This window comes from Sporomusa acidovorans, from assembly GCF_900101845.1.
In the GTDB taxonomy this organism is placed as follows: domain Bacteria; phylum Bacillota; class Negativicutes; order Sporomusales; family Sporomusaceae; genus Sporomusa; species Sporomusa acidovorans.
Map to the genome: position 1 here is coordinate 1 of NZ_FNAM01000060.1, position 21,584 is coordinate 21,584.

19 protein-coding genes and 1 pseudogene are annotated in these 21,584 nt (G+C 48.5%); 8 read left to right on the forward strand and 12 right to left on the reverse strand.

Translation table 11 applies throughout. The features are described 5' to 3' along the window. Positions 1 to 323: 323 nt before the first annotated feature. The 5 genes from BLR65_RS25360 to BLR65_RS25380 all read left to right on the forward strand — a co-directional run bounded on the left by BLR65_RS25360 (position 324) and on the right by BLR65_RS25380 (position 5,806). A complete protein-coding gene (locus BLR65_RS25360) occupies positions 324 to 1,106 on the forward strand; it encodes an IclR family transcriptional regulator (protein WP_093797087.1) in 783 nt (260 codons plus the stop codon). A 262-nt stretch (positions 1,107 to 1,368) separates the two neighbouring features. Beyond that, entirely contained in the window at positions 1,369 to 1,914 is a 546-nt protein-coding gene (locus BLR65_RS25365; RefSeq protein ID WP_093797089.1) for a SiaB family protein kinase, read from the forward strand. 10 nt (positions 1,915 to 1,924) lie between these two features. Continuing rightward, positions 1,925 to 2,317 carry a DUF1987 domain-containing protein gene (locus BLR65_RS25370; RefSeq protein ID WP_093797091.1) on the forward strand — a complete coding sequence of 131 codons (393 nt, stop codon included), beginning with the start codon at positions 1,925 to 1,927 and terminating at the stop codon, positions 2,315 to 2,317. Next, positions 2,314 to 4,179: a SpoIIE family protein phosphatase gene (locus tag BLR65_RS25375; RefSeq protein ID WP_093797093.1), complete on the forward strand. Its 1,866-nt coding sequence runs from the start codon at positions 2,314 to 2,316 to the stop codon at positions 4,177 to 4,179. Before BLR65_RS25370 ends, BLR65_RS25375 begins: the two co-directional genes overlap by 4 nt. A 4-nt stretch (positions 4,180 to 4,183) precedes the next feature. Further along, positions 4,184 to 5,806, forward strand: coding sequence for a sensor domain-containing diguanylate cyclase/phosphohydrolase (locus BLR65_RS25380; protein WP_093797095.1), 1,623 nt, complete (start codon positions 4,184 to 4,186; stop codon positions 5,804 to 5,806). A gap of 150 nt (positions 5,807 to 5,956) precedes the next feature. On the opposite strand, the gene BLR65_RS25385 is transcribed toward BLR65_RS25380, so the two are convergent. Both BLR65_RS25385 and BLR65_RS31950 read right to left on the reverse strand, forming a co-directional pair. After that, the gene (locus BLR65_RS25385) at positions 5,957 to 6,328 is read right to left on the reverse strand and encodes an SDR family oxidoreductase (RefSeq protein WP_425441026.1); all 372 of its coding nucleotides are present in this window, start codon (positions 6,326 to 6,328) and stop codon (positions 5,957 to 5,959) included. Further along, a complete protein-coding gene (locus tag BLR65_RS31950) occupies positions 6,270 to 6,551 on the reverse strand; it encodes a Rossmann-fold NAD(P)-binding domain-containing protein (protein WP_245693042.1) in 282 nt (93 codons plus the stop codon). The genes BLR65_RS25385 and BLR65_RS31950 overlap by 59 nt, the downstream gene beginning before the upstream one ends. Before the next feature lie 231 nt (positions 6,552 to 6,782). On the opposite strand from BLR65_RS31950, the gene BLR65_RS25390 reads away from it, so the two are divergent. The 3 genes from BLR65_RS25390 to BLR65_RS25400 all read left to right on the forward strand — a co-directional run bounded on the left by BLR65_RS25390 (position 6,783) and on the right by BLR65_RS25400 (position 10,233). Beyond that, positions 6,783 to 7,976 carry a phosphoenolpyruvate hydrolase family protein gene (locus BLR65_RS25390; RefSeq protein ID WP_211285042.1) on the forward strand — a complete coding sequence of 398 codons (1,194 nt, stop codon included), beginning with the start codon at positions 6,783 to 6,785 and terminating at the stop codon, positions 7,974 to 7,976. Positions 7,977 to 8,173: 197 nt separating this feature from the next. Beyond that, on the forward strand, positions 8,174 to 9,406 hold the full coding sequence (locus BLR65_RS25395) for a Tm-1-like ATP-binding domain-containing protein (protein ID WP_245693043.1): 1,233 nt from the start codon (positions 8,174 to 8,176) through the stop codon (positions 9,404 to 9,406). Continuing rightward, the gene (locus tag BLR65_RS25400) at positions 9,406 to 10,233 is read left to right on the forward strand and encodes a phosphoenolpyruvate hydrolase family protein (RefSeq protein ID WP_093797101.1); all 828 of its coding nucleotides are present in this window, start codon (positions 9,406 to 9,408) and stop codon (positions 10,231 to 10,233) included. Before BLR65_RS25395 ends, BLR65_RS25400 begins: the two co-directional genes overlap by 1 nt. A 169-nt stretch (positions 10,234 to 10,402) precedes the next feature. Here BLR65_RS25400 and BLR65_RS25405 read toward each other — a convergent pair whose 3' ends face one another. The 10 genes and pseudogenes from BLR65_RS25405 to BLR65_RS31120 all read right to left on the reverse strand — a co-directional run bounded on the left by BLR65_RS25405 (position 10,403) and on the right by BLR65_RS31120 (position 21,579). Beyond that, positions 10,403 to 11,347 (reverse strand): CobW family GTP-binding protein, encoded by a 945-nt coding sequence (locus tag BLR65_RS25405; protein ID WP_093797103.1) that lies wholly within the window; start codon positions 11,345 to 11,347, stop codon positions 10,403 to 10,405. A 73-nt stretch (positions 11,348 to 11,420) separates the two neighbouring features. After that, complete coding sequence (locus BLR65_RS25410) at positions 11,421 to 12,773, reverse strand: uroporphyrinogen decarboxylase family protein (protein ID WP_093797105.1); 1,353 nt, start codon at positions 12,771 to 12,773, stop codon at positions 11,421 to 11,423. Between the two features lie 37 nt (positions 12,774 to 12,810). Then, positions 12,811 to 13,173, reverse strand: coding sequence for a pyrrolysine--tRNA(Pyl) ligase small subunit (pylSn, locus tag BLR65_RS25415; RefSeq protein ID WP_093797107.1), 363 nt, complete (start codon positions 13,171 to 13,173; stop codon positions 12,811 to 12,813). Positions 13,174 to 13,193: 20 nt separating this feature from the next. Next, positions 13,194 to 14,009, reverse strand: coding sequence for a 3-methylornithyl-N6-L-lysine dehydrogenase PylD (gene pylD, locus BLR65_RS25420; protein WP_093797109.1), 816 nt, complete (start codon positions 14,007 to 14,009; stop codon positions 13,194 to 13,196). A gap of 4 nt (positions 14,010 to 14,013) precedes the next feature. Continuing rightward, complete coding sequence (gene pylC / locus BLR65_RS25425; RefSeq protein ID WP_093797111.1) at positions 14,014 to 15,213, reverse strand: 3-methylornithine--L-lysine ligase PylC; 1,200 nt, start codon at positions 15,211 to 15,213, stop codon at positions 14,014 to 14,016. Next, positions 15,204 to 16,295 (reverse strand): methylornithine synthase PylB, encoded by a 1,092-nt coding sequence (pylB, locus tag BLR65_RS25430; RefSeq protein ID WP_093797113.1) that lies wholly within the window; start codon positions 16,293 to 16,295, stop codon positions 15,204 to 15,206. The genes pylC and pylB overlap by 10 nt, the downstream gene beginning before the upstream one ends. Before the next feature lie 37 nt (positions 16,296 to 16,332). Then, complete coding sequence (pylSc, locus tag BLR65_RS25435) at positions 16,333 to 17,169, reverse strand: pyrrolysine--tRNA(Pyl) ligase large subunit (RefSeq protein WP_093797115.1); 837 nt, start codon at positions 17,167 to 17,169, stop codon at positions 16,333 to 16,335. Positions 17,170 to 17,192: 23 nt separating this feature from the next. Then, complete coding sequence (locus BLR65_RS25440; RefSeq protein WP_093797117.1) at positions 17,193 to 18,068, reverse strand: uroporphyrinogen decarboxylase family protein; 876 nt, start codon at positions 18,066 to 18,068, stop codon at positions 17,193 to 17,195. Between the two features lie 45 nt (positions 18,069 to 18,113). Next, positions 18,114 to 20,021, reverse strand: a complete 1,908-nt coding sequence (locus BLR65_RS25445) for an ASKHA domain-containing protein (protein ID WP_093797119.1) — start codon at positions 20,019 to 20,021, stop codon at positions 18,114 to 18,116. Between the two features lie 166 nt (positions 20,022 to 20,187). After that, positions 20,188 to 21,579 (reverse strand): annotated as a pseudogene (locus BLR65_RS31120) (monomethylamine:corrinoid methyltransferase). Positions 21,580 to 21,584: the final 5 nt, after the last annotated feature.

Sequence of the window (21,584 nt, forward strand, 5' to 3'; positions counted from 1 at the left end):
TTCCGATGCATCAACACCCTCGCACAAATCAGAACTCTACAGATAGGTAGTCTAGCTGGCTGCTACCCACAGCATCCGGTCTGCAGGAACAACACCTGGGTCTGAAGTTAACAAAAGGAACGAAGGGAACAGTCTTTCTTTGAAGTCACCGTGAGGTGCAACAGGATGATATAGAACAAACCTTTTATGTAAAACCTGATGAAGATTATACTCCAAGAAGATCCCTTCTGGTAATTCCAATTCATTTTTCTCATGCGGTCATTTATGGATTGGATTTATTGCTTAAAACTGACTGTAAATATACTATACGAGGATGTTACTTGTTGTCTTTTGATGAACATCGCCCCACGTCCCGGGTACTGGATATCCTGGAACTGCTTGCGTCTTCCAACGAGGGCCATACATTAACGGAAATAGCGGTGGCTATTGACGCTCCTAAAAGTACAATCCTGCCCATTATCCGTACTCTTTGTCACCGAAAATTCATTTCGTTGAACAAAATGACGTCCCGCTATTCCATCAGCATTAATGCTTTTGTTGTCGGCTCATCTTATTTAGAGGACTTAAATATTCTCAACATCATAAAAGAGGAAATGCAATACATTGTGAACCAAAGTCTCGAAACCTGTCAGATGGGGATTCTCGTCAAGGGAGACGTTTTGTATATTGCCAAGATTGATTCGCTTGAACCCATTCGTCTGGTCTCCTTTGCCGGCAAAAAGATCCCCGCCTACTGCACCGCGGTAGGTAAAGCTTTGCTGAGCCGCCATTCCCGCCAGCAGCTACACGAACTCTATCCTCAGGGCTTGCAAGCTTTCACGCCCCAAACCATAACCGATTTTTCCTGCCTCTATGAAGAAATTTGCCTGATCCGCGAATCTAATGTAGCCACAGAATCCGAAGAAATCACCAATAACGTGCAGTGTCTGGCCGTACCGCTCTGCAAAGATGGTCAGGTGATTGCCGCCATCAGTGTCAGCATCCCCAAATTCCGGGCAACTCCCGAAAAGATGTCGCTCATCCGTAATTTGCTGCTGGCTTCGCAAAGAAAGATAGAGCAAATTTTCAGCACTGTAAACGTAGACTTATTAACGTTTCCGTCATAGCTCTTTCGCTTGCTTCTCATTTTATTAAATTCCGCCATAACAAAAAGACTGCCCTTATCATAGCAAACCGATAGGGGCAGTCTTTTTGCTCAGGTCAAAAACACTACATAACGATATCTTTCGTCCCTGTACGTATACCTACGTATACTACGTTTTACCGCATTGTTACTTTTCTGTTATCTTTTACAGTAAGGCAGGATAACCCTACCGGGGTGTCGAAAGATGTAAATTTAAAATTGATGCTTTTTTAGGAGGCATTTATATGGAACTTAATTTGTTGGATCTGCAAAGAACACTGCAAAATTATGGAGTATTAATAAATTTTTCCGGTCGTTTTACTCAGGCAATTATCGAACAGTTGGGCGACGCTGTAAAGAAGTATTTAGAGACGGAAGCGATATCGCAGAATGACACCTATAATGTTTTTTCCGTCTTTATTGAACAGACACAGAACATCAAAAACTACGGAGCAGAAAAGAGTGGTTCCCCTACGGGAGACCGGATAGTAAATTCCGGCATTGTCGCTATTGGCAAAACGGAAGATGCCTACTTTGTATCTTCGGGCAATTTTATCGAAAACCAGGATATCGGTCCGCTGACAGCGAGACTGGATCAAATCTCCAGTTTAGATAAGGCTGGCTTAAAAAAGCTCTACAAGGAACAGATGAGAAAAGCCATTGCGCCGGGGAGCAGCGGTGCGGGTCTTGGACTTATTGATATAGCGCGGCGCGCAAGCCGGCCTCTCAGTTATTCGCTGGTGAAAATAGATGAAGATGTATCATTTTTTACATTGAAGGTTTCTATCTAGGAGGATTGACATGCAAGATCTATATATAGAAAAAACTAAATCCACCCCGGAAATTCAGTTCAATGCCCAAAACCACAAACTGCGTATTGAAGGACAGTCCTATCCGGAAAACGCTTTTAAGTTCTACGAACCTGTCTTTCATTGGGTCGATCGTTACTTGCAGCAATTTGAGCAGGAAGTCGTATTGGAAATATACTTTTACATGCCTTATATCAACACCAGTAGTTCAAAGTGCATCATGATGCTGCTGGAAAAGCTGGAAGACGCCCACCAGGACGGACAAAAAGCAACCGTCCGCTGGTACTATGACGAAGAAAATGAGATGGCACTGGAATGTGCCGAAGAATTCAAAGAGGACTTAACGATACCTTTTGAAATTTGTCCGGTGGCAGAAGAGAAATGAACCGAACCAGCAGAGATGAGGGAGGGCATACCTCCTGTCACATAAACAGAGAGCTCCTCTATGACCGCGGCACGATTAAGGTTGTTGTATTTGCCTGCATCATCATCGTGCTATCTGTCATGCTCACAGGCGTCATGAGTTACTATATAACCCGGAATGCTGTCGTCGAAAAACTGAAAACCCGGGATCTCATCTATATCATTGAATCGATATCCTCTAAAATCGACGGCCGTATTGAACGGGCAAAAGAAACCTCCCTGCTTTTGGCGCAGGATCCGGCGATAATCCAATGGATTAGGAGCGGCGAACAAGACGAGCGTTTAGGTAAGTACGCCCAACAAAAGATTAATGATATTTCTCAACATTATGATTATGCCAATTCGTTCATTGTCAGTGCGATAACCAATCATTATTGGGCGGAAGGATTCAAACTCATACAAGTAATGTCTCCTGTTGATCCTAACTCGCAATGGTTCTATGCCGCACTTGCATCCGGTAAGGCTGTCAATTTAAATCTCGACTACAACAGCGGCAGACAGGATACCTTTGTCTTCCTCAATGCCCTGGTCGGTAATGTTGAGCATCCCATTGGCGTAGCCGGGGTGGGGTTAAGTCTCAAAGAAATAGCACGGGAATTTCAGAATTACAAATTGGGCGAGGAAAGCAACTTATGGTTAATTGACAGGAACGGCAAGATTTATTTATCCGACAATCTTGCGCATAACGGAAACTATCTCAATGATTTTGTCCCGGAAAACGTTGTTTCTCAGGTCATCAAAGATAACGGCGCCTTGTCCTCATCCCCCAGAATTATTGAGTATGTCAACCCGGCCGGAGAAACAGTAGACTTGGCTTATCAAACAACAAAAGCAACCGATTGGAAACTGGTCTTTCAGATTCCCCGCAAAGAGAGTATTGCGCTGCTTGGTAATATTAAGCTCAATACCATGGTTGCCAGTCTTATTGCGCTGCTCCTCATGATCGTAGTTTTTTATCTTGTCTCCCGCCGGATAGCTAATCCGTTAAAACGAGCCTTGCTGATTACGGCGGAAATGGAAAAGCAGGTACATGACCGCACCCGGGAATTGGCTGAAAAAAACCAAAAAATTATCGATAGTATTGATTATGCCAAAAGGCTCCAGGAATCCATTCTGGCAACAGAAGAAGAGATACGGGCCGTATTTCACGATTATTTTATTCTGTGGCAGCCGCGCGATATTGTTGGCGGCGACTTTTATTGGCTGCGCCGGATTGATGCCGACAGAAGCTTTATCGCCTTGGCCGATTGTACCGGTCATGGCGTACCGGGCGCCTTTATGACGATGGCGGTCAACACGATTTTAAATCATATTATCGATCAGCATTATACCGAGCCAGCCGACATCCTGGCGGAATTAAACCGGCGGATAAAAGAAACTCTGCATCAGAACAGTTCCGGACAAATGACTGACGATGGACTGGACATCGGCATTTGCCGTATTGACAATCATAAGCAATTACTATTTGCAGGAGCAAAAATTTCTTTATATATTAATCGCCAAAACCAGGTTACCAGGATTAAGGCCGACAACAAGAGCATCGGCTATCGCCGCTCTTCTAGCGAACTTGCATTTACCAATCACAGCTGGGAAATTGAGGCAGGCGACCAATTTTATCTGACAACAGACGGGTATCTGGATCAAAACGGCGGCGAAAAAGACTATCCTTTTGGCAGAAAAAGATTTGTAGAGACCATTGCTACCCAAGATGAACAAGTGATGTCCCAGCAGGGAAAGGCTTTTGAGACCGTGTTGGCTGATTATATGGGAAATGAATCTCAACGGGATGACATCACAGTCGTGGGCTTCTCGTTAGGCAGGTGATTACATGCGAGTAACCGATGAGGACTTATTTGCACCCGAACGGAGAATTTTGGAATCCGCCCAGGCTGATCTCAGCAATCGGCGTTATAACGGCAATAAGCTTATGCCCCGCTATAAATCTCTGGTAAATCAATACCAGCGACTGCTGACCATTACCCGAAAAGTCTTTCACATCAGTGACAGCCAGGGGAAAATGCTGCAGCGGCACCAAAGCGATATCCAGACATTATTAGATAATGCCAACCAAGGGTTCCTAACGTTTGCCAGCGATTTAAAAATTGACCGGCAGTACAGCGCTGCCTGTATAAAAGTCTTTGGCAAAAAAATTGCGGGCTTATCAATTGTCCAGCTTTTGGGACAGGGAAATGACGGGCTGCAAGAACGGCTGCGAAAAATTCTGGGGCACGTATTCCTGAGTCCAAACAGCGATAGTGACGGAGCACTGCAACAACTACCCCCGGTTATGCAAATTGGCGAGAAGACCGTTAGTGTTGAATGCAAACTCATCACGCAGTCTGATACTGCACCAGAACAAACTCTTGTCATGATGATTTTAACCGATATAACCGAGAGGCTGCAGGCAGAAGCACAAATACGCTTTTTAAGCTATCATGATAAACTTACAGCCCTTCATAACCGAGCCCATATCGAAGCTATGCTGCCGGAACTGGAGAAACCGGAAGCCTTACCCTTAAGTGTTATCATGGCCGATATGAATGGCCTAAAACTGGCGAACGACGTATTTGGCCATCAACAGGGGGACAAGCTGCTGGTAGCTCTGGCCAATGCGCTGAAAATATCCTGCCGCCCGACAGACATTATTGCCCGCTGGGGGGGCGATGAATTTGTTATCGTACTTCCCCAAACAGACCAAGAAGAATGCTTACAGGTATGTGGACAAATTCGAAACGCCTGTGCGGCAAGAACAGACTGCGCCATTCCGCTAAGTGTGGCAATCGGCGCTGAAACCCAGACTGCCGGGAGTGCCCGTATTATGGAAATGCTTAGTGTCGCCGAGCATAGAATGTACAATGACAAACTGACAAAAAACAAAAGCGTACGCAAAAGTATTGTAACAAACCTCGAAGGCATGCTGCTAAACCGCTGCTTTGAAAGCGAGGGACATCCGGCAAGAGTAAGGCAATTGGTAGATGAATTTGTTGCCTTCCTTGGTATAGATTTGCCTGCTGCTGAACGAAAACTGCTAAACCAGCTTGCACAGCTTCATGATATCGGCAAGGTTGCTATACCTGCCGGTATACTCGGCAGTCCCCGGACGCTGACAGCCAGTGAATGGGATATAATAAAAAGCCACAGCGAAGTCGGCTATCGGATGGCGCAGTCTATTGACGAACCGGTTTTGGCAGATATTATTCTTGCGCTGCACGAACGCTGGGACGGGTTAGGCTATCCCTGCGGACTGAAGGAAGACCAGATACCTTTTTTGGCCCGTATATTCACTATTGCCGATACCTATGACACCATAACCCATGACCGCCCCTATAGGCCGGCTCGTGATAAACAGACAGCCTTAAAGGAAATTGAGGCAGGAATGGGCACTCAATTTGATCCAAAGCTCGCCAAAAGTTTCGTTGAATTTATCAATCAAAAAGAAGCCGCTAACTAGGTTTGCACATCGGCTTTCTCTCTATATACAAGGGTGAAGCAAAGGACGTACTTTTCTGCTTTCCTTTGCTTCGTGAATGATTGTCCGAAAACGGTAGTCCGGCAATTCTATCCCTGTCACCTTCTTCAGGGGAATTTGCGGACAGAATTTTTACCCGTTAACGATAGTGCCCCCATTAACGTGAAGGATTTGGCCGGACATATATACCGAGTCCTGTGAAGCCAAAAATACATAACAGGGAGCTACTTCAGCCGGCTGTCCCGCTCGTTTCATCGGCGTGTTCCGGCCGAACCGGGCGACATGCCGGTCGGAAAAAGAGGCAGGAATCAGCGGTGTCCAGATTGGCCCGGGGGCAACACCATTAACACGGATCCCCTGTTTAACAAGGGAGAGGGATAACGAACGGGTAAAAGCCACGATGGCGCCTTTGGTAGCGGCATAATCAATTAACTGCTCATGGCCTTCATAGGCGGTAACGGAGGTGGTATTGATAATAACACTTCCGTTTTTTAGCTGTGGCAGAGCAGCTTTTGCAAGATAGAAAAATCAATGCTGCTGCACGGCCAATGCCGCTGTCGCCGCCGCTGATCAAAGCTGTTTTGTTTTCGAGTTTACCGCTTGGGCGATAGTTGTCCCAAATTGCTACCGGACGGGGATTCATTTGCGATTCTATACCTGGCTGCTGGTTTTGATGCTGTGGCGGGAAGGGAATTGCCTGAGTAATTATTGCGCTTTCCTGATTCACTTTTCTACCCCTTTCAACGTCGTTTGGATATATAGTATTGCCAGCCTTGGTAATTAAAAAACAGGAATAAAATCAATTGCGTTTATGCGGCGCTGCAGTGACAAAACAGAAGCATCCCCCATGTCTTTGGAAGATTTGTACCAACAAAGTGATGCAGTTCTATAGGAATGTGGCTATAATATACATAGGAATATGTGCTTAGCTTCTCCTCACACGAAAGGATGTGCGCAAGTGGCTTGGCAGCGGGAGCAAGTATTGAAGAAACTGAAAAACCAGATAAGAATCACCGGACATATCATCGGTGTGGCGGTGGGAGCAGGAATTACGGCAAAATATGCGTTAAAAGCCGGAGCCGATCTGTTACTTGCCCTTAATTCCGGCCGGTTTCGACAAATGGGACAAAGCTCTCTGGCGGGCTGGCTGCCGTTTGCTAACTGTAACGAGATGGTAATCGACTTTGGTACGCGTGAGATCATTCCTGTAGCCAAAGAAATCCCGGTAATTTTTGGGCTGAATGCTACCGATCCAACGATAGAACTGGATGAATATATAGACTTAATCAGCGCCCAAGGTTTCTCCGGTATTAACAATTTTCCCACAGTAGGCATGATTGACGGACAATTCAGGGAAGCTCTTGAGGAAGATGGCATTTCGTTTGAGCGTGAAATTGAAGCTATTAGGATTGCCCATAACAAGAATTTGTTCACCCTTGCCTTCGTTTTTGATGCCCGGCAGGCAAAGGAAATGTTAAAAGCAGGAGCAGACTTAATATGTGCTCATTTAGGCCTTACGAAGGGCGGCTATATCGGAGCAAAAAAAGTATTGTCATTGCACTCGGCGAAACTAATTGCCGATGAAATTTTTAATGCTTGCGATGAAGTTAGCGTCGATACCATTAAAATGATCTATGGCGGGCCGGTAAAAACTCCTATAGATCTTAGTTTTATGTATAACAATACAAAAACTATGGGATATATCGGCGGCTCATCTTTTGAGAGAATACCATCGGAAGACGCTATCACAAATATAACCAAGGCTTTTAAAAAAACAGGATATATTGAGCAGGATGAGCTTCTGGTAAAGATGATCGAAGGCGTTAAAAATCACTATGATTATGTCGATTTTATTAAGGAATATGTCTCAGTTAATTATATGAATGAAGTTTTGTTCTCGGACCTCGCGAATGTTGCGCATATTTCCAGGTCGCATTTAAGTGCTTTGTTCAAGAAAGAGGTAGGGTGCACATTCCCTGAATATTTAGTCCAATTTAGGATCAGTAAGGCGAAAGAAATCATGAAGTTTAACAACATTAGGCTAAACGAAGTGGCGAACATGGTGGGATTTAAAGACTACGCGCATTTCAGCAAAACATTTAAAAGGCTAACTGGAATTTCGCCGGAAAAATATCAAATTAGATTTAAATGAGGTGGAGATTGAAAGCCGCTCTTTATTCCTGCTTAACCAACGCGGGAATTTTAGAGCGGCTTTGTTATTTTGGAAATAGTACATAAACACATGAATATCAGACAAATATGCATGTAAATTTATCAGAATAAACAGTATTATTTTACTAACAGGAAAATTCCACTAAGGTCGACGATAAATGGTTACGAGGAGGGGTTATGATGAAAACAGTTGCCATTGCCGGAACGTTTGACTCCAAAAGTCTCGAGTTTGGTTATCTCCAGGAGATTATTCAAAGCCTGGGCCTAAAGACATTCATGATTCATACGGGAGTGTTTGAGCCAAAATTGACAGTGGATGTTTCCAATGAGGAAATTGCCGGAGCTGTGGGTGCGGATATCAAGGAAATCGCAGCGAAAAAAGACAGAGCTTTAGCCACCGATGTACTCTCCCGGGGACTGGAAAAATTACTGCCCAAACTCTATGCAAAAGGTAAGTTCGACGGCATAATCGCCTGCGGCGGAAGCGGCGGAACCTCACTGGTTACTCCCGGCATGCGAGCATTGCCGGTCGGTGTGCCGAAAGTTATGGTCTCAACCGTTGCTGCCGGGGATGTATCCATGTATGTGGGAACAAGCGATATCTTTATGTATCCTTCCATTGTGGATGTTGCAGGCTTAAATTCCATCTCGACGAAAATCTTTACCAATGCCGCCCTGGCCATCGCCGGAATGGTAAAGTTTGAAGTGAAGCAAGTGTTGGAGAAGAAACCCTTGATTGCGGCTTCCATGTTCGGAGTGACGACACCGTGTGTCAACCAGGCAAGAGAATATTTGGAACAACATGGCTATGAGGTTTTAATCTTCCATGCGACCGGAACGGGTGGCAAAGCTATGGAAAATTTGATCAAAGACGGCTATATCGAGGGAGTTTTTGATATTACCACAACCGAGTGGTGTGATGAACTCATGGGCGGCAACATGGCGGCAGGAGACAAAAGGCTGGAAGCCGCCGCCCTTAACCAAATACCCCAGGTTGTTTCCGTCGGTGCCCTGGATATGGTGAACTTCGGACCCATTGCCACCGTTCCGGGTAAATACAGCGGACGCAATTTTTATAAACACAATCCTACAGTGACCTTGATGCGAACCACGGTTGAGGAAAATAGGCAACTGGGACTGGCGATCGCCGCAAAATTAAACATGTGTCAAGCAAGGGCGGCTTTATTGCTTCCGCTGAAAGGAGTCTCGATGATTGATGCCCCCGGGCAGCCTTTTCATGGTCCGGAGGAGGACGCCATGTTATTCAAAACGCTCAAAGAAAACATCATCAATCCGCTGGTAGAAATTATCGAAGTGGATGCGAATATCAATGATACTGAATTTTCCACGGCAGCCGCACAAAAATTAGTCGAGCTGCTAAAAGAAAAAACAGATAGGAGGCATTTTTAATGTTACAAACCAGAAGTGAAGTATTAAAAAAATTGAAGACGGAAATCGCCGCCGGTAAAATCATTGTGGGCGCCGGCGCCGGCGCCGGCATATCGGCCAAGAGCGGTGAAGCCGGGGGCGTCGATTTAATTATCATTTACAATTCCGGAAAGTACAGAATGGCAGGCCGGGGATCGCTTGCCGGACTACTATCCTACGGCGATGCCAACAAAATTGTTGTTGAAATGGGCGCGGAGGTACTGCCGGTGGTGAAACACACACCCGTTTTAGCCGGCGTTTGCGGCACCGATCCGTTCCGCATCATGGAAGTGTTTTTAAAACAGCTAAAAGAACAGGGCTTTGCCGGCGTTCAGAACTTTCCCACAGTCGGCCTTATTGACGGCGTATTCCGGCAAAACCTGGAAGAAACCGGCATGGGCTACGATCTGGAAGTCGAGATGATCAAGAAGGCACATGAACTTGATATGGTAACTTCCCCCTATGTATTTGATACCGAGCAAGCCGTAAAAATGGCCAAAGCCGGAGCCGATATACTCGTTGCTCATATGGGATTAACCACCAAGGGAACCATTGGAGCTAAAACAGCGCTGACGCTCGACGACTGTGTTGCCAAGGTACAAGCCATTTGTGACGCCGGTAAAGCGGTGAATCCGAACATTATTGTTTTATGCCATGGCGGTCCTATCGCCGAACCGGCAGACGCGCAGTATATCATCGCCAACACGCATGATGTGGAAGGTTTCTTTGGCGCTTCCAGTATTGAACGGTTTGCAACCGAAGTGGGGATCAAGCAACAAACGGAAGCTTTCAAGGCGATCAAAAAATAGCAATTTGCTGCGATAAAAAAACAGTGCCCCAAATCTATTGATCTTTAGATTTGGGGCACCCTGTTCCCGCGTCACGTTTTTGGGGTCAATGCCGCTCTACCTTCGGGTGGGCGGCTTTTTTATAGGTTCGGGTCGTTCTTGCATTGCGTAGCCATGACTACCGGTAACGCTACTGCAAAATCAGCTTTTCCGAAAAGCGTTTATCCCAGTTCTGATAAATCTCATCAAGTGCCGGCAGCCCCTTAGCCGAAATCACTACTAACTCGGATACCGGCCTCACAATATCTGTCGGTTTAATTTCGCTCTGGTTACCTACCGTATCTACCTGATACCAGCCTTCTTTCAGCCGGAAGAAGCCTTTCATCCTTAGCGTCCAGGGAAGCAGTGCCTGCAGAAAATCTTCGAATACGGCTTTGTCAAATCTGCCCTCGGCCTTAAGAACATGCGCCACAGGCCTGTTGCCGGGAGTATTGCAGGTTTCCTGGCAAACGGCATACTCCGTCTTTTTTAGTCTGCGGGTCAAAAAATCAGTATCAACAGCACAATGACTGGCTCTCACAAGTTCTGCGGCGGGATTACTATTTGTTATTCGTTGTTCAACCTGCGTCAAAGTCTGTTCATCAATCAAGTCCACTTTATTGACAATAATCATATTACTGGTCGCCACCTGACGGTCAAGGGCAAGCAGCACATCGGCCTGGTCCAGGAAATGAAGGGCATCGACCACACAGACGGCCCCCTGATAATCATACTCTTTGCCCTTTACCTTACCCACGACTGAATGAAGAATATGCTCAATGCTTGAAGGGTCAGCCATCCCGGAAGCTTCCACAAACAAATAGTCAATCGGCAATTCCGAATAGCTAATCAAAGCGTCGATGAAGGCCCCTTTCAGACAACTACAAAATACCGATCCGTTATTAATCTCTACAATATCAATCCCGCTTTTCTGCAGCAAAACCCCGTCAACACTGATTTTGCCGAATTCATTCATTAATATGCCGATTTTATGGCCGGCAAGTCTGTCGATGATTCGTTTTAAGAGGGTGGTTTTTCCCGCCCCCAGAAAACCGGTCAGTAAAAAAAGCTTTATCGGTTTTCTGTCACCCATCATAACCCCTCCCAGTATCGCTTAATGCGCGATAAGCCTAGAGTAAGCTCTAGGCTATCATAATTTAATCCTATAATTAGCCAATACGCTTTTCAATGGCCGCAATCAGTTCACTGTCTGACGGAATAATATTGTCAAACACCACTTCATTATTGATGAGCATTGCCGGCAGATTTTTTACTCCCAGGGTGGCCATGCGTTTAATCCCCGCCCGGGTCTTTACCAGCGATTCGCGCCAGGTAAGCCGGCCTTCATAACGCGGCAGCACTTTTTTTACCGACTCGCACATATACTGGCAAGGCGGACAGCCTTCTGAATCCAGGGTCACAATTTCGATGAATACCTGGCCGGGTTTAATTTCCACATCGTCAAACACAGGCTCATCTTCATCATGAAACTGCTGTTCGGATTCCAACAACTCCAGCGAGGAGGCTTTGCCATTGATAAAATTCGAAATGGCGACAAGGTTGTTTATGGGAGTATCGAAAGGAATGTCACAGCCGGGAGAAAGAATATAGCCCACTCCCTGGCCGATTTCAATTTCTTTGCGGGCTTCTTCCACATTTTCCAGCGGCGAGCCAAACATCATTACCGTGGTTAACGGCAAATTGCCGCCATAGGAAACTTTATATTTAGTGGCGATATCTTTGGCATAAGCCAGACTGACATTTTCATCAAACGCTATGCCGTTTGTTTCGGTTTGGCACATAAGTTCAATGTTTTTGGTGGCGTTGCCGCAACAGAAGCTGGTTACTTTGAGTCCCAATGATTTTACATAGCGGTTCAGCTCGGTGGTTACCGGCTTAACAAAGCGCTCAAACTGCTTCGGTGCAATTTGCGAAGTCATCGGATCGACAACGGCAATAATATCGACACCGGTTGCCGCATACATCCCGGACAGGTCTTTGCAAACCTGCAAACAGAAAGCAAGCAGTTCATCAACCTTTTCATGCCGTTTGATCATATCGGAAAAAAGTGCGGTTCCTTTTAAATGCAAGGCCAGCGTAAACGGCCCGCAGATGAGGGCATAGAGAGCAACTTTATCGCCCAGTTCGGCGACCAGCCGGCGGGCGGCTTCCAGCGCGATCGGGTAGCGGCCGTCTCTCTCGGTAGGCAGTTTGAGTTCAGAGAGTTCCTTATGTTCTAAGACATGCACATCTACGGCCGGCGGATTGTCCTTGGCCCATTTGAGAACACAGCCCAGGGCTTCCGCCTCCATCTGCACATCAAACACGATGGGCAGTCCGTCCGGCTGATACATTTCATACGCTTTCATAATGCCTTTTACGATATTGTCCGCGCTTTTGAGATAGGTCTCCGCATCCACGCCAATCAGGTTGGCGGTCTGAACGCCTGCGTAGGGAACCCAGGGTGTTCTGTCCACCGGTTCAAATTGTAAAGTTTTTAATACACGTTCTTTGCCATTCATGCTCTCATCCCCCAAAAATCAAATGATAATTTTGCAATTATAAATTAGAACCCCATTTTTGCGTCATCATGGTGCTTGTGTATTTTTCAAGCTTCCAGGCCGGTATCTTGCATTTTTTGCAGGCACAAACACACCATTTATTGCGCAGCCAACGGGCAGCCCTGCTTGTACGCGAATTCCATACAATGAACTTCTCATCACAATGGGTAACCACTTCCGCAATATCACCGGTAATTTTGATAGACTTAATGCCATGCAGCATACCGGACCGCGACGGCCACAGCTTAATCTTTTCAAGCAGCTTAAAAAACTCGACATTCTTCCGGTAATATTTTTTCTTTTTGCCCGCCGCTTCCGGTGAAGGATCGGCAACCAGCGCAACCCCGCTCTTGGCAGCCATAATATTTCCCTCCTTTGACATTACTTGGCTAATGCAGTAAATAGCATGGTAGCGACTCCAATTTCTAAAACATCGTGGATCAATCTATCTGCAAGCCGTTCCCGGCACTCCCGGTTAAGCCCCAGCGGTATCCCCGGAGCAGCCACACAGGTATCGGCGGTAATATAATCCGCGGTGACGGTGTTTTCCGCCGGCGTGGCTTCAACTATAAATTGGCAGCATGGCAGCGTCATGCCCGGTTTGCCAGTCCGTATCTCAGGAATAAGGCACTTAAGCTGCTCCATTTTGCTTTCATCGCAATCATGAACCAAAACCTTCGCTCCCTGCGCCGTAAGATAGCGGGCTGCCCCGCAGCCAACCGGTCCTGCGCCGATAATAAGCACCTTTTTCTCCCGCAGGCCGCCGGCCATGAGTTCCAAGGCAGCGGCATAACCGCGTCCGGTAGCTTCCCCGTTGTCGCTCACCTTGCCGCTCGCCACATTCAGAGCGATAAAATTATCGTCATCGGCCAAAAAAACAATTTTCGCCCCACCGCCTACCGCCTCCGCCAAACCGCCCAGGTTCGGCTCCCGGGTAACGAAAGCGGCAAATCCTAAAAATGCAATAATATCTCTCACAGTTTCCGAAAAGCCGCTAATTATGCCTTGTCCGTAGGTAACCGGAATAACCCCGACAGATACGGTACGCTGGGCACTGACAAAATCATTGGGCGTTTTTCCCAGAGAATGGGCGGCAATACCCGCCAAACCGCTTCCCGTAATTTTAAGCAAATGCGAATCATAACCGCTTAGACGCTCGCCAACCAGACAGATGTCTTCTTCCCGCAGCCTTGTCAAATCCTCACCCCCAGCTTTCCAGCCGTACAGTTTTTTCCGTCCCTCGCCCCGCAGGCAGCGGCGGCTCGGCATCATAGCACTCACTTAGCTGCGCATAGCACATAATGGAATTAATGACACGGCAGCGTTTCTGCCAGGCTTTTCGCCGATTCCCGTCCTTGACAATCAGCGTGGCTACCCATTCGGACTTGCCGGGACGATAGTTGGATAACGCCTCATCGGCGCCGAAAAAGTCCGGATATAAAGTTAAGTGACCGGCCGAAGCCATGATATGTTCGCCGCAGACTTCAAGCCGCTGCGGCGTCACCCTGATATGTTCGTAAATAACTCCCTGGATTTTCCTCGTCAAATGGCTGCCGCCCGTTGGATTTAACCCGGACCACAAGACTTCTAATGCGTTTATCCCGGAAGAGTTGTAAACCGCGGTCAGCGTCTGACTCGGCAGTCTGGCATCAATCTCCAAAACTTTAAATAAACCTTTATGATAAATAGCCTCGACATCCATAATCCCTTCCAACTGTAATTTTTGGGCAAGGGCTAAGGCAATTTCACAGAACTCCTGCTCTTTTGCCGCCGGCAGCGGCGCCGGCGCCCCAACCCGTTTACAGTCATACCCCTCATCCATGCCGAGTTCTGTGACCTGCAGCACCCGGTATTGGCCGTTGCAGCCAACAACCTCCAGCGAGTACGAAGGACCTTCCAAAAACTCCTGAACCACCCATTCCTTAAGCCCGCCGGTCTGTTGCCGCAAGTTTTCCAATTCCCGGCCGGTGCTGACCAAATACACATTTTCGCTGCCGCTGGCGCCTGACGGCTTTACCGTGACCGGCAATTCGCATAACGGCCAGGGCCTTGGCGCCGGCACATTCATGGCGGCAAACAATTGATCTGACGCCAGCTTGGAGGCCGAAAGCGCATACGCCTGTTGGTCATACACCAGCTTTACGCCGGCTTGCCGCGCGCAGTTTAAAATATTGTCAAGCACAGCCTTATCTTCTAACGCCGGTACAACGAACTGCACTTTGCTAAAGAGGGCAAGCAGGCAGTCGTTCTGCATAAGATCAAAGGAATAAAAATCATCGCACAACCCGACCGCCGGCGCAGCCGGATTTCTGTCAACAAGCGCTACTTGCCAGCCTGCCTTTTTGGCCAGATAGCAGGCCTCAACCCCCTGCAGCTTGCCGCCCAATACCGCTACTCGCATACAGCCCCCTCCTTAAGACCATAACCTTGCCGCCGCTTAAGCCATACGCCGTACTCTTGCCGGGTAGCCGGCTTTAGACCGCATTCCCGTAAGATAGGGGTCACTCCCCGCACCGTCCGGTACCCTTCGGAAATATCCAGCGTGCTTTGCGATACTCCTGCCAGACCGGCGTCCGGCGGAATAATGGAAGTAACGACATTAGCACCGGCGTTAAGCCGCCCTTTTAATCCGTGAATGCCTTCCACATCCAGGGAAGCCGGAATCAAGCGGTCCGGAAACAATAGGCGCAGAACCGCAATCACATTAAGCTCATATTGTGTGTCAACGGCTGCCGCAGCATACAACGGTGTTCCCGGCTGCGGTACAAAGGTCATCGTCCGCACCTGGTCGGCGCCAAGCCGGCTCATTTCCTGCAAAGAATGGACTGCATCCAGCACGCCGTCGCCCACGCCGACAAGCAGCCCCTCTTCCACCAGCATGCCAATTGTTTTGGCAAATACTTTAACCGACCACCGCTCATCATAAGCCTGATTAAGCCGCAGTCTGCCGTATAATTCCCGGTTGTGCGTCTCCTGATAGCAGGCATACCAGTCGGCTCCAGCCTGCTGCAGTTGCCGCAAGACCTCTTTGGGCACAACGCCCGGCGAAATCATCAGCGGCAGCCCGGTTTGCTGCTTAACGTTCCGGACAACCTCAATCAATTGTTGATAGCCGGTACAATTATCAGACAGGTACCGGGGATCTTCACCCATTGTCAAGTCGATGAGATGAACTCCCGACTGAGCCAGCGCACCGGCAATTCCGGCAATCTCCCCGGACGATTTGCGGTAGCGGCGGCATTGACTGTTGGATTTGCGATAAAAGCAAAATGTACAGTCATTGCGGCAATAGGTGGAAAAATAGACAAAACCGTAGAGAAATACTTTATTGTCAAAATATTTCCGCCGCATCATTCTGGCAGTCTTAAACAATTGCTCCCGCTCCGCCGGCCGGGTAAGCTGCAATAAAAAAATCAGATCTTGCGACGTAAGCGTTCTGCGCTGAATCGCCTTGTCAAGAATCTGTTCTAATTGTTTCATCATCGTACATCCTCCCTCTCGCCATGACTTATCCGCCGCTTCAGATATTTAACCGCACCCCGTCAAGGTAGGAGAGACTTTTCCCGGTGCTGCGCACATTTTGGCCGCCCTCTTTCACCATGACTAAGCGTTCCAGCCCGAAACCGATCCCGACCCAGGTACTGACGATACCCCATTTGCCGTCAAGAAAATGCGGCCCCATCGCACCTGATCCCAATTCAATATCACCGGCCATAACATCCAGCGTATCGCCATACACCACAGAAGACGTTTGTTCAATACGGTAGCCGTCAATGGCTGCGGCCTGCATCACAATGGCAGCCAGTTCGGCCAGGCGTTCATGCCGGGTTTCTTCCGGCAGACCCCATTCAACCAAGTTCAGCATGGTAAATTCATTTAAGTGATTATTTCCCTGCGACTCTTTGCGAAAACAGGAGCCTATCTCAAAAATCCGCACCGGTTTTTCCCATAGGCGCATCAAATCCTTGGAAATATAATAAAGATTGGGAGCCAGCATCGGACGCAGGCATTTCTTGTCGTCAAGCCAAAACACCTGAGAAAAAAGTTCATGCTCCTCGTCTATGGTCATTTTGGCCAACAGGCTTTTGGCAAGAATAATCGGCGTCGTCACTTGCACAAAGCCGTTATTGTTGAGCGCAGTAACCAGCTTACTCGCCAACAGGCTGAGTGAGGGACGTTTTTTCTCGCTGCGCAGATGCTCCAACCGCAGTTTGGCCGCGCCAATTAAGATGGATTCCTGCCGTTTAAAGTCCTCGTCCCGTTCCTTGGCCGTAGCAAACGTCATTTGCCGTTGCGTCTCGGTCGCATTCAGTTCCATTAACCGTTTTCTTTGAATTTCCGTCCAGGTAACCGCCATGTTTATCCCCCCTGTGCCCCAGCCTACTTAAGGACAATCTGCCATACAACCGGATTTTTTTGCACGGCAGGCGTACTTTTCATACAGTTGTGACCTACCAGCTTAATCTCTTGCTGATTGGCCGCTACCCGGCAGAGACTGTCGCCATACGTCCTGGCTCCGGGCACCGCTACCGGTTTAGCCGAGCAAAAACCCGCACGCTCCATACTGAGAGAACTTATCCCGCACAGGTGAACCAGTGCCCCCTCCAGCCTCTCTTCCAGCCTTTTGAGAATATTATAGGAGCTTTTACCGCTTAATTCGCGATACAGCTTAAGACCGACCAACTCCAGCGCCCCGGTCGGGTCCGCGTAAGATATAATGGTTGCGCCTTGCGCCACACAAGCCTCTGCATACTTCACAATACTATTTTCCAGGACCCGCAAAGCCTGCTCCAATATTTCCCGATGAAGATAAATGCCTTTAAACAATTCTGCCGAATCGATCAATAAACCAAGTATGGTAAAAGGACCTTCCACGTTTACGGCAACAACGTTGCCCCGGTCCCGCAAAATAGCGATACAGTTCAGCACTTCGTTAATCCTGCCGGAAGTCAAATCAATTTCATCCAAGGCCGCAAGCTGCTCCATGGAGGTATAACGGTATCCTCTGATGGTTGGCCCTGTATCGTCATCCGGGATCATTACTTCGGCCCCAAAGGCTTCTGCCTCTACCGTCACGCAAAACGGAACCCTGCAGACTGAATCACCTCCTACGATACATTTGCCCTCGGCAACCAATGCCATGGCCTGACGCTCGGTATGCGCCTGCCGGTAATCAATGCCGGCCGAATGCAATACAATCTCCGGCAGCACTTCGGCTGTATCCCATTTGCACTGAAATTCAATCGGTTTGCTCATAGCTACTATCTCCTCGTAAAATTTCCGGTTGCCAGCCGGCGGCTATCAACCGGGTATCTTGTTAAGTATCCGGTCAATATGCACAAACTTGTCACTGGCATGCGGCAGATACATGGCCTGAAAAAAAACCTCCTGAAATTCAGGCTCTGCGGCCGTTTCCACAAACCGGACAAATTGCGCCGTTTGCTTTGCCTCAACCCGCTTGGCTTTGTCAAACAAAGTCAGTTTCGCACCTTCCCCGGCAGCATTTCCTACAACGGTTATTTTCGCAGGATCACAATCCGGGATCATCCCGATAACCAAGGCATTCTCTTTATTGATATAACTGCCAAAAGCACCGGCCAGCGTAATGCGTTCCACTTTCTCCACGCCTTTTTTACGCATAAGAATTTTGGCTCCGGCGTAGAGCGCCGCTTTGGCAAGCTGAACGGCACGGATATCTTTCTGGGTAATCGCAATATCCTGACCGATAGCGGTTTCGTCCGCCCAGACCAGCACATATTCCCATTTTCCGTCCAGTCCCCGGCGCAGGCGGGGCGTCCGGATGTTTTTATTAAAACTGCCGTCAGACTTAATCATACCGGCTTTAAACAGTTCCGCCACCGCATCAATAATTCCCGAACCGCATATGCCTCTGGCAGCCACCGGACTGGTTTGTTCTTCTGTGGCTCCGATAATGGCAAGCGCGGGTTCCCGCGTTTCGGGATCAATACTGATCCGGGCAATAGCGCCCGCCGCCGCCCGCATACCAAATTTGATTTGCGCGCCTTCCAATGCCGGCCCTGTTGCGCAAGAAGCGGATAGTACACCGTCTTTATTCCCAAAATCAATCTCGCCGTTTGTCCCGATGTCCACAATCAGCGTCATAGCATCCTGTTTATAGGGTTGCTCCGCAATCAGCACAGCTACATTATCAGCGCCGACAAACCCAGCCTCAATCGGCAGACAATGGACATAACCCCCTGTGCCAATCTTAATCCCCAGTTCCCGCGCCTTAACATCAACCGCTTCCTTTATCACCGAAACAAAAGGAGCGCTGCCAATCGCTTCCGGACTGATATTCAGGGTGATATGATGCATGACTGTGTTAAACACAAGTACCATATCCTGGATATTGTCCGCAGTTATCGCCGCCTTTTCGGTTAAGGTACCGACGAGATTGTTGATATCGGCAATAATGGCGTGATGCAGCTTGGCAAGTCCACCTTCATTATTGATACAATACGTTATCCGCGACAGCACGTCATCGCCATAGCTAACCTGGCTGTTCATGCATGATGCCTGAGCGACCACCACGCCGGAAGTTAGTTCACATAAGTATGCCGCTAAAGTCGTTGTCCCGATATCGATGGCAATGCCGTAGACTTTTTCAGACCTTCCCGGCTCAACAGCAATAATCTCTTTGTCCTGCCACAGTGTGACCGTAACAACCCAGCCGCCTTGCCGCAACAGAGCGGGCAGTTGGCTAAGAACCTTATAGTCTATCGCCATTTGCTTGTCAAGCTGAATAAACCGGCTTTTTAATGCCGCCTTCAGCCGGGCAAAATCGTCCCGGCAATCGGCCAAAGTAGGCTTATTCAGTTCTACAGAATACTTTTTCACTGCCGGATTGACGGCACAATCCCGTGCAATCCCGTTCTCCATCACAACCTGCTGCAGCGCCCTGCTTTCCTGCGGCACAAATATCACGGCATCACCGCAAATTTCGGTGCAGCAGGCCAGCCGGTAGCAATCGGCCAACTCCTGAGCACTCAGCGTTTTCCGTTCTTTTCCTGTAACCGGCGTTACACTTGTCTGATTTTCAATCCTTACTTTGCACTTGCCGCACACTTCACCGCCGCCGCAGGGCGCCTCAATAGCGGCTCCCAATTCCCGGGCGGCAGTCAATACACTTTTTCCGCAAGAGATCTTCCCCCGGCAGCCTGCCGGCTGAAATATAACTGTATAGTCCATAACGCACTCCATAAATGGCGGAGAGTCCGGGAGTCGCACCCGGCTGCATGAATTTAGAGTCCATGCGATCTCTACGATCCACCCTCCAGATAGTAAGGGGGACTCCCCCTCCAGAGAAATTCCGGCAACAGACTGGGCCATTCCCTGCAGGGGAACCCCCCAGCTGTTATTTTTTAGTCCAATAATCCAGACCTAAACTTGTGAGAATTTTTACGGCTTCATCATATACATCCAAATACTCCTGAGTAGGAACCAGTTTGACCACATCGTAGCACTCTTCAAAGGGCTTACCTTTGGGAGCGGTTTTATAATTCTTTTCATAAGTCGCAATCAGTTTATCCAGAACTTCGTTCACTTTGGTAGTTTCCATGCCGGCTACCGCCCAGGCGGCCTCAGCCATCATTCTGGCTTCCAAGCCGGTGGTATAGTTGGTTGCAACCCCTTTACTGGCCGCTACCCCGGAAAGCACTTCCCGGCCGCTGGCCGTATCGGTAATGGCTTGAGCTGCTGTTTCCAACAGGCACATCACGGTACACGGGCCTGCCAGCGTATAGTATTGATTGCCTAACATCATATTGGAATTGGCCTCGATTGCCATGGCGCAGTGGCCGGCTACAGCAAGAGCCTCTCTGGCTGTAGTAATGCCCCAGCGTACATGAACCGGACCGTCCAAATGCCAGGTCGCCCCTGTCATCACAAAGGCATTGATGGTGGTGGCTACATCCACGATTGTTGTCTCTTCGAGACCACCGGCATAACCGCCGTAAATAGGCATCTGCTCACACATGATGATATCGCCGGCCAGTTGATAATGAGCAGTGAATACCAATGCACCTACATCGATTTTCAACTCATTGAGCTGGGATACCTCATGGCTGTCAGAAGGCCTCATACCGCCGGGGAAATCTGCTGCGATTACTCCTGCGGGTGAAAGTGATGTTTCATTCCCCTAGAGCCCCATACCGGTGCGTCCGGCCCTGTCTTGCGCCGCCCGTACCAGAATGGCCTCTGATTTTACGGCAGCAATTTCATGCGGGCTGCCGGGAACCGGGTCATAACCTTTGATCGTCTGCAGAACGCCGTCAACGATAGTATTGACAAGCGGCTCCTGCGCATAGGACTGATGGATGGCCAAAAAGTGCTCTTCCGAGCAAGGCGCGCCGGTTGGACCGCCTTGAATAATCGGCGCTTTCTTGTCCGTATAGCTGCGCGGCGCCATTACGACCGCCTCTTTGCCTTCACCATAGATGGCGCGGGTTGGCGCAGACTCAATCGCTGCCAGCACTTCGTCCTTGGTATACTTGATTACCCGGTTGGTGTCGATGCAGTAGATACCGCACTCCACCAGCATTTCCAAGCCGGCTTTGAACAAATTGTTGATCAGTTCTTTGTCGGTGGGGATAATCTGCTTTTTGTCCATCTTGATGCCATACTTTTTCTTTAACTTAGCTGCGGTCTGCGGAATGACTTTAAAGTCCCATTCCTTCTCTTCTACTTTCGGTCCGGTTTTGGCCCGTTCGTAGATGTCAAACACTGTCAACTTTTTGGCAATAGCCATTTACT